This is a genomic window from Streptomyces sp. GDS52, assembly GCF_052246875.1.
Lineage (GTDB): Bacteria > Actinomycetota > Actinomycetes > Streptomycetales > Streptomycetaceae > Streptomyces > Streptomyces cathayae.
Genome location: NZ_CM125966.1, coordinates 5134642 through 5150247, shown reverse-complemented (window position 1 = coordinate 5150247; position 15606 = coordinate 5134642). Strand labels below are relative to the sequence as shown.

The 15606-nt window shown below is 69.1% G+C and carries 16 protein-coding genes and 1 pseudogene; 9 read left to right on the top strand and 8 right to left on the bottom strand.

All coding sequences use genetic code 11. The annotated features are described in order from the left end of the window. The first annotated feature begins 261 nt into the window (after window positions 1-261). Window positions 262-1833, top strand: coding sequence for a S8 family peptidase (locus ACTWJ9_RS23445; RefSeq protein WP_387037411.1), 1572 nt, complete (start codon window positions 262-264; stop codon window positions 1831-1833). Here the strand turns inward: ACTWJ9_RS23445 and ACTWJ9_RS23440 are convergent. The 3 genes and pseudogenes from ACTWJ9_RS23440 to ACTWJ9_RS23430 all read right to left on the bottom strand — a co-directional run bounded on the left by ACTWJ9_RS23440 (window position 1808) and on the right by ACTWJ9_RS23430 (window position 4012). Further along, a pseudogene (locus ACTWJ9_RS23440) lies at window positions 1808-2647 on the bottom strand (nucleotidyl transferase AbiEii/AbiGii toxin family protein). The gene ACTWJ9_RS23445 and the pseudogene ACTWJ9_RS23440 sit on opposite strands and share 26 nt — an antisense overlap. Before the next feature lie 119 nt (window positions 2648-2766). Beyond that, window positions 2767-3366: a type IV toxin-antitoxin system AbiEi family antitoxin domain-containing protein gene (locus ACTWJ9_RS23435; protein ID WP_279336230.1), complete on the bottom strand. Its 600-nt coding sequence runs from the start codon at window positions 3364-3366 to the stop codon at window positions 2767-2769. A 226-nt stretch (window positions 3367-3592) separates the two neighbouring features. Continuing rightward, on the bottom strand, window positions 3593-4012 hold the full coding sequence (locus tag ACTWJ9_RS23430; RefSeq protein ID WP_387037413.1) for an ATP-binding protein: 420 nt from the start codon (window positions 4010-4012) through the stop codon (window positions 3593-3595). A 107-nt stretch (window positions 4013-4119) separates the two neighbouring features. Between ACTWJ9_RS23430 and ACTWJ9_RS23425 the strand changes: the two genes are divergently transcribed. Together ACTWJ9_RS23425 and ACTWJ9_RS23420 are read left to right on the top strand one after the other, a co-directional pair. Beyond that, window positions 4120-4968, top strand: coding sequence for a helix-turn-helix domain-containing protein (locus ACTWJ9_RS23425; RefSeq protein WP_279336228.1), 849 nt, complete (start codon window positions 4120-4122; stop codon window positions 4966-4968). After that, window positions 4928-5215 (top strand): DUF397 domain-containing protein, encoded by a 288-nt coding sequence (locus ACTWJ9_RS23420; RefSeq protein ID WP_279336227.1) that lies wholly within the window; start codon window positions 4928-4930, stop codon window positions 5213-5215. The genes ACTWJ9_RS23425 and ACTWJ9_RS23420 overlap by 41 nt, the downstream gene beginning before the upstream one ends. 316 nt (window positions 5216-5531) lie before the next feature. Here ACTWJ9_RS23420 and ACTWJ9_RS23415 read toward each other — a convergent pair whose 3' ends face one another. The 4 genes from ACTWJ9_RS23415 to ACTWJ9_RS23400 all read right to left on the bottom strand — a co-directional run bounded on the left by ACTWJ9_RS23415 (window position 5532) and on the right by ACTWJ9_RS23400 (window position 8646). Then, window positions 5532-5753, bottom strand: a complete 222-nt coding sequence (locus ACTWJ9_RS23415; RefSeq protein WP_387037416.1) for a hypothetical protein — start codon at window positions 5751-5753, stop codon at window positions 5532-5534. Window positions 5754-6176: 423 nt separating this feature from the next. Then, complete coding sequence (locus ACTWJ9_RS23410) at window positions 6177-6449, bottom strand: hypothetical protein (RefSeq protein WP_387037418.1); 273 nt, start codon at window positions 6447-6449, stop codon at window positions 6177-6179. Window positions 6450-6515: 66 nt separating this feature from the next. After that, on the bottom strand, window positions 6516-6989 hold the full coding sequence (locus ACTWJ9_RS23405; protein ID WP_387037430.1) for a GNAT family N-acetyltransferase: 474 nt from the start codon (window positions 6987-6989) through the stop codon (window positions 6516-6518). Between the two features lie 997 nt (window positions 6990-7986). Further along, entirely contained in the window at window positions 7987-8646 is a 660-nt protein-coding gene (locus tag ACTWJ9_RS23400; protein WP_387037420.1) for a pirin family protein, read from the bottom strand. A gap of 70 nt (window positions 8647-8716) precedes the next feature. Here ACTWJ9_RS23400 and fasR point away from each other — a divergent pair, with 70 nt between their 5' ends. The 5 genes from fasR to ACTWJ9_RS23375 all read left to right on the top strand — a co-directional run bounded on the left by fasR (window position 8717) and on the right by ACTWJ9_RS23375 (window position 13691). Continuing rightward, window positions 8717-9922 carry a fatty acid biosynthesis transcriptional regulator FasR gene (gene fasR / locus ACTWJ9_RS23395; protein WP_279336224.1) on the top strand — a complete coding sequence of 402 codons (1206 nt, stop codon included), beginning with the start codon at window positions 8717-8719 and terminating at the stop codon, window positions 9920-9922. A gap of 89 nt (window positions 9923-10011) precedes the next feature. Continuing rightward, window positions 10012-10932, top strand: coding sequence for an ACP S-malonyltransferase (locus tag ACTWJ9_RS23390; protein ID WP_443294728.1), 921 nt, complete (start codon window positions 10012-10014; stop codon window positions 10930-10932). A 22-nt stretch (window positions 10933-10954) separates the two neighbouring features. After that, window positions 10955-11956, top strand: coding sequence for a ketoacyl-ACP synthase III (locus ACTWJ9_RS23385; RefSeq protein ID WP_279336223.1), 1002 nt, complete (start codon window positions 10955-10957; stop codon window positions 11954-11956). A gap of 102 nt (window positions 11957-12058) precedes the next feature. Then, a complete protein-coding gene (locus ACTWJ9_RS23380; RefSeq protein WP_004988657.1) occupies window positions 12059-12307 on the top strand; it encodes an acyl carrier protein in 249 nt (82 codons plus the stop codon). Window positions 12308-12419: 112 nt separating this feature from the next. Then, a complete protein-coding gene (locus ACTWJ9_RS23375; protein ID WP_387037423.1) occupies window positions 12420-13691 on the top strand; it encodes a beta-ketoacyl-[acyl-carrier-protein] synthase family protein in 1272 nt (423 codons plus the stop codon). A gap of 188 nt (window positions 13692-13879) precedes the next feature. Here ACTWJ9_RS23375 and ACTWJ9_RS23370 read toward each other — a convergent pair whose 3' ends face one another. Further along, window positions 13880-14374 carry a DUF3145 domain-containing protein gene (locus ACTWJ9_RS23370; protein WP_279336221.1) on the bottom strand — a complete coding sequence of 165 codons (495 nt, stop codon included), beginning with the start codon at window positions 14372-14374 and terminating at the stop codon, window positions 13880-13882. Window positions 14375-14670: 296 nt separating this feature from the next. On the opposite strand from ACTWJ9_RS23370, the gene ACTWJ9_RS23365 reads away from it, so the two are divergent. Further along, on the top strand, window positions 14671-15606 hold the full coding sequence (locus tag ACTWJ9_RS23365) for an SGNH/GDSL hydrolase family protein (protein ID WP_279336220.1): 936 nt from the start codon (window positions 14671-14673) through the stop codon (window positions 15604-15606).

Genomic DNA, 15606 nt, shown 5'->3' with positions numbered 1-15606 from the left:
TTACCCAACGCATCTGGGGCGTTTGGTGACCTTGTGTCAGCCCCTGTTTGCGGCACGGAGGTCAAGACATGCTGGAGCCTCTTGTGCAATCCGCGTAGACCCTTCAATCTTTCGGCTGGCGACAGGGAAAAGCAGACACGGACACAGCGTCCGGGTTTGGCATGCACCTGACTCACTCCTGTCCGGAGGAAGAACCGGTCCAGGCGTTCGCTTCGTGTGCCCCCCACCCGACTCACCACCTGTCGAGAAGGAACCCCCCAGATGGCAGTGATGCGAAACACCAAGCGGAGAACGCTCGTCGGAATCTGCTCCGTCGCCGCGGCCGCGCTCACCGGCGGTCTCTTCACCGCTCTCCCCGCGAGCGCCGCCGAGCCCGTCGGGACGATCGCCTACGCGGACGCGCCGAACGCGGTCGAGGACAGCTACATCGTCACCCTCAAGCCGGCCACCGAGGCCGGTTCCGCCCAGGGCAAGGGCGTCGCGAAGAAGTACGGCGCCGAGGTCGAGCACACCTTCCGCGAGGCCGTCAACGGCTACACCGTCGAGGCCACCGAGGCCGAGGCCGCCAAGCTGGCCGCCGACCCGTCGGTCGCACTGGTCGAGCAGAACCGCACCGTCACCACCCAGGCGACGCAGACCAACCCGCCGTCCTGGGGCCTGGACCGCATCGACCAGACCGCACTGCCGCTGAACAACTCGTACACCTACCCGGACTCGGCCGGCCAGGGCGTCACCGCCTACATCATCGACACCGGTGTACGCATCTCCCACAGCGACTTCGGCGGCCGCGCCCGCAACGGCTACGACGCCGTCGACAACGACAACGTCGCCCAGGACGGCAACGGCCACGGCACCCACGTCGCCGGCACCGTCGCGGGCAGCGCCTACGGCGTCGCCAAGAAGGCCTCCATCGTCGGCGTCCGGGTCCTCGACAACAACGGTTCCGGCACCACCGCCGGTGTGATCAAGGGCGTCGACTGGGTCGCCGCCAACGCGGTCCTGCCGGCCGTCGCCAACATGTCGCTCGGCGGCGGCGCCAGCACCACGCTGGACAACGCGGTGCGCAACGCCATCTCCGCCGGCGTCACCTTCGCCGTCGCCGCGGGCAACGAGTCCACCACGGCCACCGGTTCACCGGCCCGCGTGTCCGAGGCGATCACTGTCGGCGCCACCACCAACACGGACGCCCGCGCCAGCTACTCCAACTACGGCTCGAACCTGGACATCTTCGCCCCGGGCTCATCCATCACCTCCGCCTGGCACACCGGCGACAGCGCCACCAACTCCATCTCCGGCACCTCGATGGCCACCCCGCACGTCGCGGGCGCCGCGGCGCTGTACCTCGCGGACAACCGGTCCGCCACCCCCGCGCAGGTCGCCTCCGCGCTGGTCGCGGGCTCCGTCTCCGGCGCCGTCACGAACCCGGGCACCGGTTCCCCGAACCGCCTGCTGTACGTCGGCAGCGGCGGCACCACCCCTCCGCCGTCCGGCAAGACCTTCACCAACTCCTCGGACTACACGATCAGTGACCGGTCGACCGTCGAGTCCCCGATCACCGTCACCGGCGTCTCCGGCAACGCCCCGTCGGCCCTGCAGGTGCCGGTGAACATCGTCCACACCTACATAGGTGACCTGACGGTCCAGCTGGTCGCGCCCGACGGCTCGGTCTACACCCTCAAGTCGGTGGGCACCGGCGGCTCCACGGACAACATCAACACCACCTACACCGTGAACGCCTCCTCGGAGACGGCCAACGGCACGTGGAAGCTCCGGGTCACGGACAACTACTACGGCGACACCGGCTACATCAACAGCTGGGGCCTGACGTTCTGACGCTCTGACCTCCCAGCCCTCCTCCCCCGCCCCCGGCACGGTCCACCGCGCCGGGGGCGGGGCCTCTGTCGGCGAGGGCCGCTGCCCACAATCCCCGTACCAGTCCGAGTGCGGCGTCGAGCGTCGGCGGGGCTTCGGTGGCCAGTTCCCGGGCCAGCTCGGGGTAGCTGTCCCGCCATCGGGGCGGTGGGTCCGCGAGCTCCCCCGGAACCTCGTGCGTGGCCCGTACGGCGAAGACGTGCCGTACGACCTGCACAAGAGTCGCGTCGCCCGGCAAGCCGTCCTCGGCCAGCAGTACAAGGTCCACCAGATCCTTGACCCGTGTGTTGGGACGGTCACCGTAGTCGCGGGTGAAAGCGTGCAACTTTTCCGCGAAGTGCTGTCGGCGGTCAACGGTCTCGATCGCACGCTGCGGGGTCCCTGCGAACTAGAGGGTGTTGGGCAGCGGGAGGAATTCCGTCCGGGCGATCTCCTCTCCACGGTCCACGACGTCCACCCTGACGCCTGCGAACACCTTGCCCGCGAGATGGGACTCGACGGAGAACCGCCAGCCGCCCCGCCCGGCCGTGTCCGCCGTCAGCGACACGGCCGGACCGACCCGGAAGCGGAACCCGTCCCGGTCCAGATCAGCCGCCAGAGCGTCGATCAGCAGCTCGCGCACCTCGTTCCCGTCCGTATCGGAGCCGTCCTCGGGCCTCAGCGCCAGATCCAGGTCCTTCGTCGTACGAGCGCGCCCGGTGAGCCGGAACTCCATGGCCGCGCCGCCCTTGAGGATCCAGCCACTTGCCCGGTCCTCCGCGAGGCGCGCCGCCATGCGGTCGAAGACGACGAGCCGCCGTCTGCGGGCCAGATCGGTTCCGGACCTGTCGGCTTCCTGCTTCAGCCGGGTTTCCAGGGCGCGACGCAAGTCGGCGGCGTCACGGTAGCGACCGGTCACGACAACGCCTCCAACGCCCGCTCCACGCCCAGTTCCGCTCGCGGGCCCAGCAGTTGGGCGGCATGAAGCAGCCTTCGGCGGGACACCATCCCTCGTTCCAGCGCCTCACTCACTGCTCCGTCCAGGACATCCTGGTCCTCATCCGCTGCCGCGCACTCGGCGATGGCGCGCAGCGGTGTCGTCACCCGGTACCCCATCCGGTCCTCCACGTCCGACTGCGTGAGTTCGGCGCGATGCAGAATCACCGCGTCCGACTTCTGCCGGAAGCCACGCGGCACAGTGAGGTGGATACGGGACGGGTTCGCCGTGCCGAGGTCGTGGGCCGCGAGGGCGGTGGCATGGGAGACCACAGCCCTCCCCTTGCTCCACAGCGACCAGCACACCAGTTGTTCGTCACCCTCACTCGGCAGGTCGGAGAACTCCCGCAAACGGTAGAGCGCCCGGTCGACCACCAACCAGTTGCCGTGCTGAGCGTGGTAGTGCTGAGCCTGGTGGGAATACCCGGCGTCCACCGCCTGCGCGGCGGTGAAATAGCCGCGCTGACCGGCCGCGGTCCGCCAGAGGGCAGCGCGCCTGCCCACGCGGTCTTCGGACACATCGCCACCCTTGGTTGTGCATGAACCTCAAAGAATACTTGAGTTTCATGCACATCTGCGCACAGAACTAAAGTTTTCTTTGAGTTATGCGCCCACCAAGCGCCCGACCGCCGACGCCGGAACCCACGCCGGGCACCCCTCACCGAAGCAGGCTCACCGCTCCCGGGCCGGCACCCCCGACTGGAAGATCTCGCTGCGGGGTCTTCTGCACCACCGCCACACCCCTTCACGGGCGCGGTGTCGGCCGGGGTGCGGGACTGCGACCGCACTCGAACCACACGGTCTTGCCGCCGCCGGCGGGATGCGGCGTCACACCCCACCGGTCGGTCACCGCCTCGACGAGCAGCAGCCCGCGCCCACCCTCGGCAAGCGTGTCCCCCGCTCCCGGAACGGGCAGTCGCGGACACCCGTCAGAGATCTCCACCCGCACGCCGCCGGGCTGCAGCAGGAAGCAGATTCCACAACGGCGGCCGGGTACGTGCCGGATGACATTGGCGAGGAGTTCCGACACCGCGAGTTCGGCCGCGCCGGCCACCTCCAGCAGGCCCGAGCCCTTGAGGTAGAGCCGCAGGATGCGGCGCAGGTGCCGGACCGAGTGCTCACCCAACGCGAACTCGGCCCGGTAGTGCGTCTCGAAGTCCGTCACACGCGGACCAGTTGTCTGATTCACCCCACCAGATTGCGACGCACCGCATACGCTCGACTACGCACCGAAATCAACGCCGAGAGGCGTTTCAGGCCGGAGGCACCACCGTGGCCAACATCCAGACGCTCGATCCCACCGCGTCCCCGCTCGACTACTACGGCTGGGAACTGCGCCGCCAGCGCGAGGCCCACGGCCTCAAGCAGGGCCAACTCGGCGAGATCATCTTCTGCACGGGCTCGTTGATCGGCCAGATCGAGACCACGAAGAAGATCCCCACCCGCGACTTCTCCGAACGCGTGGACGCCGCCCTCGGCACGGACGGGTTGTTCTCCCGCCTGATCGGTCTGGTCCTGCGCAGCCAACTTCCCTCCTGGTTCCAGCCACACGCGGAAATGGAGGCGAGGGCCGCATACCTCTCCACGTACCAAGCGCAGTTGGTGTACGGGCTACTGCAGACGAAGGAGTACGCACGGGCTGTACTGGCCACCGGAATGCCGGACGACCTGGATGGCCTGGTAGCGGCTCGCATGGAGCGCCAGCGCATTCTGAACCGGGAGCAACCACCTGTCACCTGGGTGGTTCTGGACGAGGCGGTACTACTCCGGCCGGTCGGTGGCCACGAGGTCATGCGGAGCCAACTCGCCCGCCTGTTGGAGTTCACGCGTCACCGCTGGGTACACGTACAGGTGCTCCCGAACGCTGCGGGTGAACACGCCAGCCTTGACGGGGCATTCACCACCATGCGCTTCAACGACGACCCGGACATCATCTACACGGAGGACCTCATCTCCGGTCATATGACCGCCAACCCGGAGACCATCAGGGAAGCCACCCTCCGTTACGCTCGCCTGCAGGCCGCGGCCCTCTCCGTAGAGGACTCAGCAGCACTGATCGCGCGAGTGATGGAGGAACGCTATGAAGATCGCTCCCAGTCCGAGGAACGTGCAGTGGCGTAAGTCCAGTTACAGCGGAAGCACTGGCGGCGAATGCGTGGAGTGCACCGTCACCGATGGCGCCGCCTGGCGCACGTCCTCGTACAGCGGCAACACCGGCGGCGACTGCGTCGAGGTGGCCGACGGCTGCCTCGCCGGTGCCGTCCCGGTGCGCGACAGCAAGAGCCCGTCCGGCCCGGTCGTCACCGTCGGTGCCGGTGCCTGGCAGGTGTTCGTCGGCGGCCTGCGCCGGCCGACACGGCGCGCCTGAACATCCATCCCTTCTGAAGCGTGGCCGGGCAGCGCCACGCTGTGCGGTCGCTTCTCCAGGGAGTGATTGTGACGTCCGAGGTACGGGTCCCGAAGGCCCCGGCGGTGGCGGTGGACTTCGGGACCACTCGCCACGTCCTGGCTGCATACCGGCGGCATGCCTCGCACCTGCTGTCCATCGGGCTCGGCACCGTGGTGATCGCCGTGGTGCTCGTGATGGTCGGCGCTGTGACGGGTAGGAAACCCATCAGTTCCGGCTCAATACTTCCTTGTGCTCACCCATCTCCGTTCACGAGCGGTTCAATGGACAAATAGGTCTACGAGAAGATTGCAAAGATCACTCCGAAGGTCGTAATGAAGACCCCCAGGATGGCCGCCATCACACCGACAGCCTTGAACGTTCCTGGAACCTTGTCATCACCCAAGGCCAAGTTGACGGGCGATGCCACCAGTCGATCCCGGAACCCACGATGGTTTTTGGCCAGTGCCAGGCCAAAGGCAAGACAAGCGAACCCAAGGAGCAGGGGAACAATAAACATGAAAAACTACCTTTCTGCGCCTGAATCGGAGGCCGCCGGCCCGAGAGGAAATTAATCCTGGCCCGGCGGCACAAGGTTCTTCCTCAGCTGCAACGGAGCCGCAGCGAGCATCCCCAGGTGCAGTTGATGCCCGTTTCCACTCCTCCCTCGATGCCAGCTCCGCCACCCACCTCAGCCTGGATCCACCGCGTGACGGTCGGGCTGTGGATCCAGGTTGAAGCCAGCGGGCGTGGACGCGCACAACAAGGACAACAGGGCCTCCCCGTGCTGCTCGGTTTGATTCGCATCTCCGAGCTACCGAGAAGCCCTGCCTTCATGCCCGCGCCACCAGAAGATCGCTCGCCCAGGACCCCTGTTCGACCCGCACGTTCCAAGAGCGGTTGAGGAACGCCTTCTTGTCGATGGGCCGTCCTGTGCCCCGCGTCAGGTCAGACCCATACGAATCTCGACCACCAAACCGATCAGAGACAGGAATGCCAAAATACCGGCGGCGAACCGGAGCGACCCCGGAGTAGCCCTCTCCACAGGGCCGGGTAGCACGCCCGCCAGGAACAGGAACACCCGATCCGCCATCTGCGCGATGTTGCAGGCGATAACGAGCCCCACAGGAAAAATAATCCCGGAGAAAACAACACTCCCCACGTGCATCTCGGAAGAGACACGCTCCGCGAGTTCAATCAGGTCGACCTGATTCATCCCATACCAACTATCCACTTGGCTATATCGCTAATTCGGCCAACACGTTTACGGGGGTGGGGAAAATTATCCATCCAACCGCAGCACCAGCTCGTCGATCTCCGCTCCCCGCGCGTTCGCGAAGCCCCGGTCCTCGCCGACGACCTTGAAGCCGCACTTCTCCAGGACCCGCACCGATCCGGTGTTGTCCGCCGCCGCCCGGGCGCGCAGCGGGCGTTCGGAGACCTCGGCGAGCAGCCCCCGCAGTGCCGCGGTCGCGATGCCCCGCCCCCAGTAGTAGCGATCGATGAAATACGTGACCTCCCGCTCGCCCGGCTCGCCGTACACGGCCGCGTGCCCGACCACATCGCCGTCCGCGAGCACGGTGCGGGTGACGACGTCGGGCGAGGCGAGGATGCGCTTCCAATGCGCGTCGAAGTGGGCCCGGTCCGTCGGGTCCTCGGCGGTGAAGGCGGCCATCCGATTCGACTCGGGGTCGCTCATGTGCCGGAAGAACACAGGCAGATCGCTGGGGTGCACGGGACGCAGGGAGATATCCATGGAAGCCATGGGCCCGACCCTAACGACCTGGGGGGGGGAAGGACGGGAGTGAGTCGACCGTGACATGGCGAAGGGCTTTACAGGCTGGGCGAGTTGTGAAGCTGAGCTGGGCCCGTACGGCCTGTACCCATCCTGCCCTGTCCGGTGTCTCCCGCGCACATTTCGGGGAGTTGCCCGAAGAACTCGCCCCGCCCTGGGCGGCGGCCCGCGCGCCGGCCCTGCACGTGCCGAGTACAAGCAGTGGCATCCGCTTCAGCGCTACACCGGAAGCCGCGAGGACTACGAGCAGACCCACCTCGCCATCGCCGGCCTGGCCTCCGACCGCGCGGCCCGACCTCAATTTTTCCCAAGGTCGTTACCATGCAAGGAGGTCGCACTCGCGTCGCCGCCCAAACCACCGACCAGGTCTGTATCCGCTCCGACCAGGACACCGGTCGCACCTGGAGCGCCAAGTGGTGCACCCCCGTCGTGAGCCGCACGGGCAACCCGCTCGCAGGCCACCTCGGCGGCCCGCACGTTCGCTGCAGCCTCGGATGGAACTCTTTGATTTTCGGATCATCAGACGGCAGGAGAGTTCGAACTGACGCGCAGCATTCGTCACTCCCCATCAGCGGGCCCCCGCCGGCTGCATGGAGCAACTCGAAAAGCGTGAGCACTTCGACCTCAACTGTCCACACCCCGCTCATTTGAGCGCTCAAGTGACAGTTGCCCGCCACCTGCTCACGCTTTTCAGCCGCACCACACCGGCAGGCCCAGCACCTCGGAGGCCGAGGTGCCTTATGGAGGCCAGATCGACTCCAGGTCGGTCGGCACCCTGTTCGAGTCGGCGCTCCAGAACACGAGGCTCTGCGTCTGAGAGCACGGCAAGCTGTTCAGCCGGATCCGTACGGAGATGATCACGCGGTTCTGCGGAGTTGGTTACACCTGGGTGTAACTAACCCTGCTTGCTTTCGAAGGGTGTGTGACTTTCTCTGCACTTCGGCGGGCCTCGGGGCGGTCACGCCGGGCGCATCTCCCACAGCAGGAGCTCCGATGTGGTCTCCGCGACAGCCGCGAGCCCCTCGGCGTCCGTGACGCGGGCCGCGTCGCCCGGGGTGAGGTGTTCGCCGTTCAGGGTCACTTCGCCGCGTACGACGTGGGCGTACACGTACGCCGCGTCCGGGATCGCCGTCCGCTCCCCCGCCGAAAGGCGGCGGACGTGGAGCGTGGCGCCGGCTTCCGGGAGGGCGTACGGGGTGGAGTCGGCCAGGCCGGGGACGATCTCGTAGAAGGGGGCGCCGCCGGGCTCCAGCGGGGTCAGCCACATCTGGAGGAAGGTCAGGGGCTCGGGGCCGGCGTTGCGTTCCACGTGGCGGACGCCGGAGGCGGCGCTCAGGCGTTGCAGGTCGCCGGGGCGGACCACGCTCTCCTGGCCGGTGGAGTCGCGGTGGGTCAGCTCGCCGGACACGACCCAGGTGACGATCTCGGTGTGGCTGTGCGGATGCTCGTCGAAGCCGGCGCCGGGGGCCAGGTGCTCCTCGTTGCAGGCGATGAGCCGGCCGAAGCGGAGGTGGTCGGGGTCGTAGTGGGGGCCGAAGGAGAAGGCGTGCCGGGTGTCGATCCCGGTCGCCGGATCACCGCCCTGATAGCGCTCGTGCGCGCGCCGTACGTGTATCACCGGTCCACCGTAGGCCTGCCCCGTGGACCCCCGGCCCGTTCACCCGTCCGGATAAGGCAGTCTTGTCCACGTGCCCGAACCCGAGACCAGTACCCACGATGCCGTAGCACGCCCCGTCCACGCGCACGCCGCGACGCTGAAGAGGCTGGAGCAGTCGTCCGGCAGCCTGGCGGCGCAGGCGATCACGCGGATGGACGAGACGCTGTCCTGGTACCGGGCCATGCCCCCGGAGAACCGTTCCTGGATCGGGCTGGTCGCGCAGGCGGGCATCGCCGCCTTCACCGAGTGGTTCCGGCGCCCCGACGCCCCGCAGGCCATCTCCACCGACGTCTTCGGCACCGCGCCGCGCGAGCTGACCCGGGCCATCACGCTGCGGCAGACCGTGGAGATGGTGCGCACCACCATCGAGGTCATGGAGTCCGCCATCGACGAGGTGGCGGCGCCGGGCGACGAGGCGGTGCTGCGTGAGGCGCTCCTCGTGTACGCGCGGGAGATCGCCTTCGCCACCGCCCAGGTGTACGCGCAGGCCGCCGAGGCACGGGGTGCCTGGGACGCGCGGCTGGAGTCGCTGGTGGTGAACGCGGTGCTCAGCGGCGAGGCCGACGAGGGTGCCGTGTCGCGGGCCGCCGCCCTGGGGTGGAACTCGCCGGAGCATGTGTGCGTGGTGCTGGGCACCGCGCCCGACGGTGACTCCGAGCTGACCGTGGAGGCGATCCGGCGGGCCGCCCGGCACGCCAAGCTGCAGGTGCTGACGGGGGTGCTCGGGGACCGGCTGGTGGTGATCGCGGGCGGCAGCGACAACCCGCTGGGGGTGGCCAAGTCGCTGATCGGCCCGTATGCGCAGGGGCCGGTGGTGGCGGGTCCGGTGGTGCCGGACCTGCTGGCGGCGACCCGGTCCGCGCAGGCCGCCGCAGCGGGCCTCAAGGCCTGTACGGCCTGGCAGGACGCACCGCGCCCGGTACTGGCCGACGATCTGCTGCCGGAGCGGGCGATCGCCGGTGATCCCTCGGCCCGCGAGCAGTTGGTGGAGGAGATCTACAGACCGCTGGAGGAGACCGGGGCCGCGCTGCTGGAGACGCTCAGCGTCTATCTGGAGCAGGCGAGCAGTCTGGAGGGGGCCGCCCGGATGCTGTTCGTTCACCCCAATACCGTCCGTTACCGGCTGCGACGTGTGACGGACGTCACCGGTTGGTCACCCTCCGATGTACGCTCTGCCTTCACCCTGAGGATCGCTCTGATCCTGGGGCGTCTGGTCGACGGTGATCTTCAGCTCTAGTCTCTTGTCGGGGTTCCACAAAACCCCCTCGTGTTCTTCGTCCCTGTCCTCACGGGCGGCTTCGGCCGTCGTCAAGAGAGAGTGTGAGAGTGCTCGTACTCGTCGCTCCCGGCCAGGGCGCTCAGACGCCCGGCTTCCTGACCGAATGGCTCGACCTGCCCGGTGCCGCGGACCGCGTCGCCGCCTGGTCCGAGGCCATCGGACTCGACCTCGCCCACTACGGCACCGAGGCCGACGCGGACGCCATCCGCGACACGGCCGTCGCCCAGCCGTTGCTGGTCGCGGCCGGGCTGCTGTCCGCCTCGGCACTCGGTGACATCGCGGACCTCGCGCCCGGCGCGGTGGCCGGCCACAGTGTCGGTGAGATCACCGCCGCCGCGTTCGCGGGTGTCCTCGACGACTCCGCCGCGCTGCGCCTGGTCCGCAGGCGGGGTCTGGCCATGGCCGACGCCGCCGCGATCACCGAGACCGGTATGGCGGCGCTGCTCGGCGGCGACCCGGACGTCACCGTGGCGCACCTGGAGAAGCTGGGGCTGACCCCGGCGAACATCAACGGCGCGGGCCAGATCGTGGCGGCCGGCACCAAGGAGCAGCTGGCCGCGCTGGAGGCGGACAAGCCCGAGGGTGTGCGCCGGGTCGTCCCGCTCAAGGTCGCCGGCGCGTTCCACACGCACCACATGGGTCCCGCGGTGGACACGCTGGCCAAGGCCGCCGAGGACCTGGCTCCGGGCGACCCGAAGGTCACCTACGTGTCGAACAAGGACGGCGCGACGGTCGCGACCGGCACCGAGGTGCTCCAGCGCCTGGTCGGCCAGGTCGCGAACCCGGTCCGCTGGGACCTGTGCATGGAGACGTTCAAGGAGCTCGGGGTGACCGCGCTGATCGAGGTGTGCCCCGGAGGGACCCTGACCGGTCTCGCCAAGCGTTCGCTGCCCGGCGTCAAAACGCTGGCGCTGAAGACCCCCGCAGACCTCAACGCCGCCCGCGAGCTCGTCGCAGAGCACGCCTGACGCCCTTAGGAGCAGATTCCGCATGGCGAAGATCAAGCCCGGTAAGGGCGCCCCGTACGCGCGCATCCTGGGTGTGGGCGGCTACCGGCCCACCCGGGTCGTGCCGAACGAGGTGATCCTCGAGACGATCGACTCGTCCGACGAGTGGATCCGTTCGCGTTCCGGCATCGAGACGCGGCACTGGGCCTCGCCGGAGGAGACGGTCGCGGCGATGTCGGTCGCGGCGTCCGGGAAGGCGCTCGCGGACGCGGGTATCGACGCCTCGCAGATCGGCGCCGTGGTCGTGTCGACGGTGTCGCACTTCCAGCAGACACCGGCCGTCGCGACCGAGATCGCCGACAAGCTGGGCACGGGCAGGGCCGCCGCCTTCGACATCTCGGCGGGCTGCGCGGGCTTCGGTTACGGCCTGACGCTGGCCAAGGGCATGGTCGTGGAGGGCTCCGCCGAGTACGTGCTGGTCATCGGCGTGGAGCGGCTGAGCGATCTGACCGATCTGGAGGACCGGGCCACCGCCTTCCTGTTCGGTGATGGTGCGGGCGCGGTCGTCGTCGGCCCGTCCCAGGAGCCCGCGATCGGCCCGACGGTGTGGGGCTCGGAGGGCGACAAGTCCGAGGTCATCAAGCAGACCGTGCCGTGGACGGACTACCGCGACGGCGAGGTCGAGAAGTTCCCCGCGATCACGCAGGAAGGCCAGGCGGTGTTCCGCTGGGCCGTGTTCGAGATGGCGAAGGTCGCCAAGGAGGCGCTGGAGGCCTCCGGGCTTTCGCCGGACGATCTGGACGTCTTCATCCCGCACCAGGCCAATGTGCGGATCATCGACTCGATGGTGAAGACCCTGAAACTGCCGGAGCACGTCACGGTCGCCCGTGACATCCGCACCACCGGCAACACCTCGGCCGCCTCGATTCCGCTCGCGATGGAGCGGCTTCTGGCGACCGGCGAGGCGAAGAGCGGCGACACCGCGCTCGTCATCGGCTTCGGGGCGGGTCTCGTCTACGCCGCTACGGTCGTTACCCTCCCCTAGGCACTCCGTGCCGGATCATCGGGTCCGGCGCGGGTACCGCAGTACCCGCCGTTGACGCGGCGGGCGCCACACCCTCTGGAATCACAGCGAAGGAGCGCCATCATGGCCGCCACTCAGGAAGAGATCGTCGCCGGTCTCGCGGAGATCGTGAACGAGATCGCCGGCATCCCGGTTGAGGACGTCCAGCTGGACAAGTCCTTCACCGACGACCTGGACGTCGACTCGCTGTCCATGGTCGAGGTCGTCGTCGCCGCCGAAGAGCGCTTCGACGTCAAGATCCCGGACGACGACGTCAAGAACCTCAAGACCGTCGGCGACGCGACCGAGTACATCCTCAAGCACCAGGCCTGAGCACTGCCGGGCCTTCCTGATCCCGAGGGAGGCCCGGGGGCCGGGGCCCCGGCCCCGCCACCCGGCGGTGGCGCCGTACGAATCCTCGTAATCCGTTGGAGAAAGAATTCCGATGAGCTCGACCAATCGCACCGTGGTCGTCACCGGTATCGGCGCAACCACACCGCTGGGTGGCGACGTGGCCTCTACCTGGGAGGGCCTGCTCGCCGGCCGTTCCGGGGTCAAGCCCCTGGAGCAGGACTGGGCCGCCGACCAGGCGGTCCGTATCGCGGCCCCCGTGGCCGTGGAGCCCACCGAGACCATTCCCCGTCCGCAGGCCCGCCGCCTGGACCGCTCGGCGCAGTTCGCGCTGGTGGCGGCCAAGGAGGCGTGGGCCGACGCCGGCTTCGAGGGCAGGGCGGGTGAGGACCCGAGCATCGCCCCGGAGCGGCTCGGCACGGTCATCGCCTCCGGCATCGGCGGCGTGACGACCCTGCTGGACCAGTACGACGTGCTGAAGGAGAAGGGCGTCCGCCGCGTCTCCCCGCACACCGTCCCCATGCTGATGCCGAACGGCCCGTCGGCCAACGTGGGCCTGCTCGTGGGCGCCCAGGCGGGCGTGCACACCCCCGTCTCGGCGTGCGCCTCGGGCGCGGAGGCCATCGGCTACGGCATCGAGATGATCCGCTCCGGCCGCGCCGACGTCGTCGTCGCGGGGGGCACCGAGGCGGCGATCCACCCGCTGCCCATCGCCGCGTTCGGCAACATGATGGCGATGTCCAAGAACAACGACGACCCCGAGGGCGCCTCGCGCCCCTACGACGTCGCCCGGGACGGTTTCGTCCTCGGTGAGGGCGCGGGCGTCGTCGTCCTGGAGTCCGCCGAGCACGCCGCCGCGCGCGGCGCCCGCGTCTACGCGGAGGCGGTCGGCCAGGGCATCTCGGCCGACGGCCACGACATCGTGCAGCCGGAGCCGGAGGGCCGCGGCATCTCGCACGCCCTGCAGAACCTGCTGGACGCCACGGACCTGGACCCGGCCGAGATCGTGCACGTCAACGCGCACGCCACCTCGACCCCGGCCGGTGACGTCGCCGAGCTGAAGGCACTGCGCAAGGTCTTCGGCGACGACGTCGACCACATGGCGGTCTCCGCGACCAAGTCGATGACCGGGCACCTGCTCGGTGGCGCCGGCGGTGTGGAGTCGGTGGCGGCGGTGCTCGCGCTGTACCACCGGGTGGCTCCGCCGACCATCAACGTCGACACCATCGACCCGGAGGCCGAGGCGGCGGCGGACATCGTCCGGGGCGAGGCGCGCAAGCTGCCCGCCGAGGGGCGGATCGCTGCGCTGAACGACTCGTTCGGGTTCGGTGGGCACAACGTGGTGCTGGCGTTCCGGTCGGTGTGATTCCTCTACCGTGAACGGCGATGGCCCGGACCCTGAAAAAGGGTTCGGGCCATCGCCGTCGGTCTTTGGTTGTGTGCCGTGTGCGGGTCGGATGTGGTGGGTCGCGCCCACGCGGCGGAGCCGCATATCAGCACAGCTCCGCGCCCCTGACGGGGCGCTGCAGTAACGGGTTTTTTCAAAACACCTGTTCAGACCACCTGGTGGAGCCAGCGGACCGGGGCGCCCTCGCCTGCGTAGCGGAAGGGTTCCAGTTCGTCGTCCCAGGGCTTGCCGAGGAGCTTGGCGATCTCCGCCTCCAGGTCGGTCTCGCCCTGCTGGGAGCGGACCAGGGCGGCGCGCAGCCGGTCCTCGGGGATCATGATGTCGCCGTGCATGCCGGTGACGGCGTGGAAGATGCCGAGGTCGGGGGTGCAGCTGTAGCGCTCGCCCTCGGCGGTGGGGCAGGGCTCCGAGGTGACCTCGAAGCGCAGCAGCTGCCAGCCGCGCAGCGCGGAGGCGAGTTTGGAGGCGGTGCCGACCTGGCCCTTCCAGGAGAACTCCGAGCGCCAGGTGCCCGGCGCGGCGGGCTGGCGGGTCCAGTCCAGGCTGACGCGCACGCCGAGCACCCCCGCGACGGCCCACTCGACGTGTGGGCACAGCGCGCGCGGCGCGGAGTGCACGTACAGGACTCCACGTGTCGTCACCGGAACCTCCGGGCAGAGCGGGACAGGACGGAACGGGCCGATCAGCGGGTGGCCGGGCGAGCCACGTTGATGGCGAGGCTACCGTGTGGTGAGGGATGGAGTGTGACGTACCGTCCGTCCTGGTGCCCGGAAACTTCCGTCATTCACCCGGCAGGACGACAGCTTCCCGGTGTGCCGGTCCCGGATGGCCGTATGCGGCCCCGGATGGTGCGAGCCGGTCCGTTCGAGCGAGCGGGAACTCCCGTGCGTTGTTATGCATGGGGGACGGTGACCGTGATGCGTGGGGAGGCGGCGGGATGGAGCAGGGGACACGGCGGGCGCGGCGCGGGCGGGGCGGCCGCTCGCGGGCCGGGCTCGCGGTGGCGGCGGCCGCGTTGGGGGTCGCCGTGCTGGGTGTCGCCGGCTGCGACGCCGTCGGCGGTGACGCGTCCGCTCCGTCCGCCGGCCCGGCGAAGAAGGCCGCGCCGTCCCCGTCGCCCACCCCCGTCTGGGACACCAGTCCCACCTCCGTGGTCGCCGTGGGCGACTCCATCACCCGCGGCTTCGACGCGTGCGCGGTGCTGGCGGACTGTCCCGAGGTGTCGTGGGCCACGGGCAGCAGTGAGCAGGTCGACAGTCTCGCGGTGCGGCTGCTGGGGCCGGCCGGGGCGGCCGAGCGGAGCTGGAACTACGCGGTCACCGGGGCGCGGATGGCGGATCTGCCCGGTCAGATGGATCGGGCGGTGCGGCGCGATCCGCAACTGGTGGCGGTGATGGCCGGGGCCAACGACGCCTGCCGGGCGACGACGTCGGCGATGACGCCGGTGGCCGACTTCCGCGCGGACTTCGAGGACGCGATGCACACCCTGCGCAAGGCGCTGCCCAAGGCCCAGGTGTACGTGGCGAGCGTGCCGGACCTCAAGCGGCTGTGGTCGCAGGGCCGGACCAACGAGCTGGGCAAGCAGGTGTGGAAGCTCGGCATCTGCCCGTCGATGCTGGCGGATCCGGATGTGCTGGACGCGGCGGCGACGGAGCGGCGCGAGACGGTGCGAAGCCGGGTGGAGGAGTACAACAAGGTGCTGGAGGAGGTCTGCGCCGAGGACCTCCGGTGCCGGTTCGACGGCGGCGCGGTGTACGCGTACGAGTTCGGCACCGCGCAGTTGAGCCGCTGGGACTGGTTCCACCCGAGCGTCGACGGTCAGGCCAGACTGGCGGAGATCGCCTACCGCACGGTCACAGCGAAGCAGCCGTGA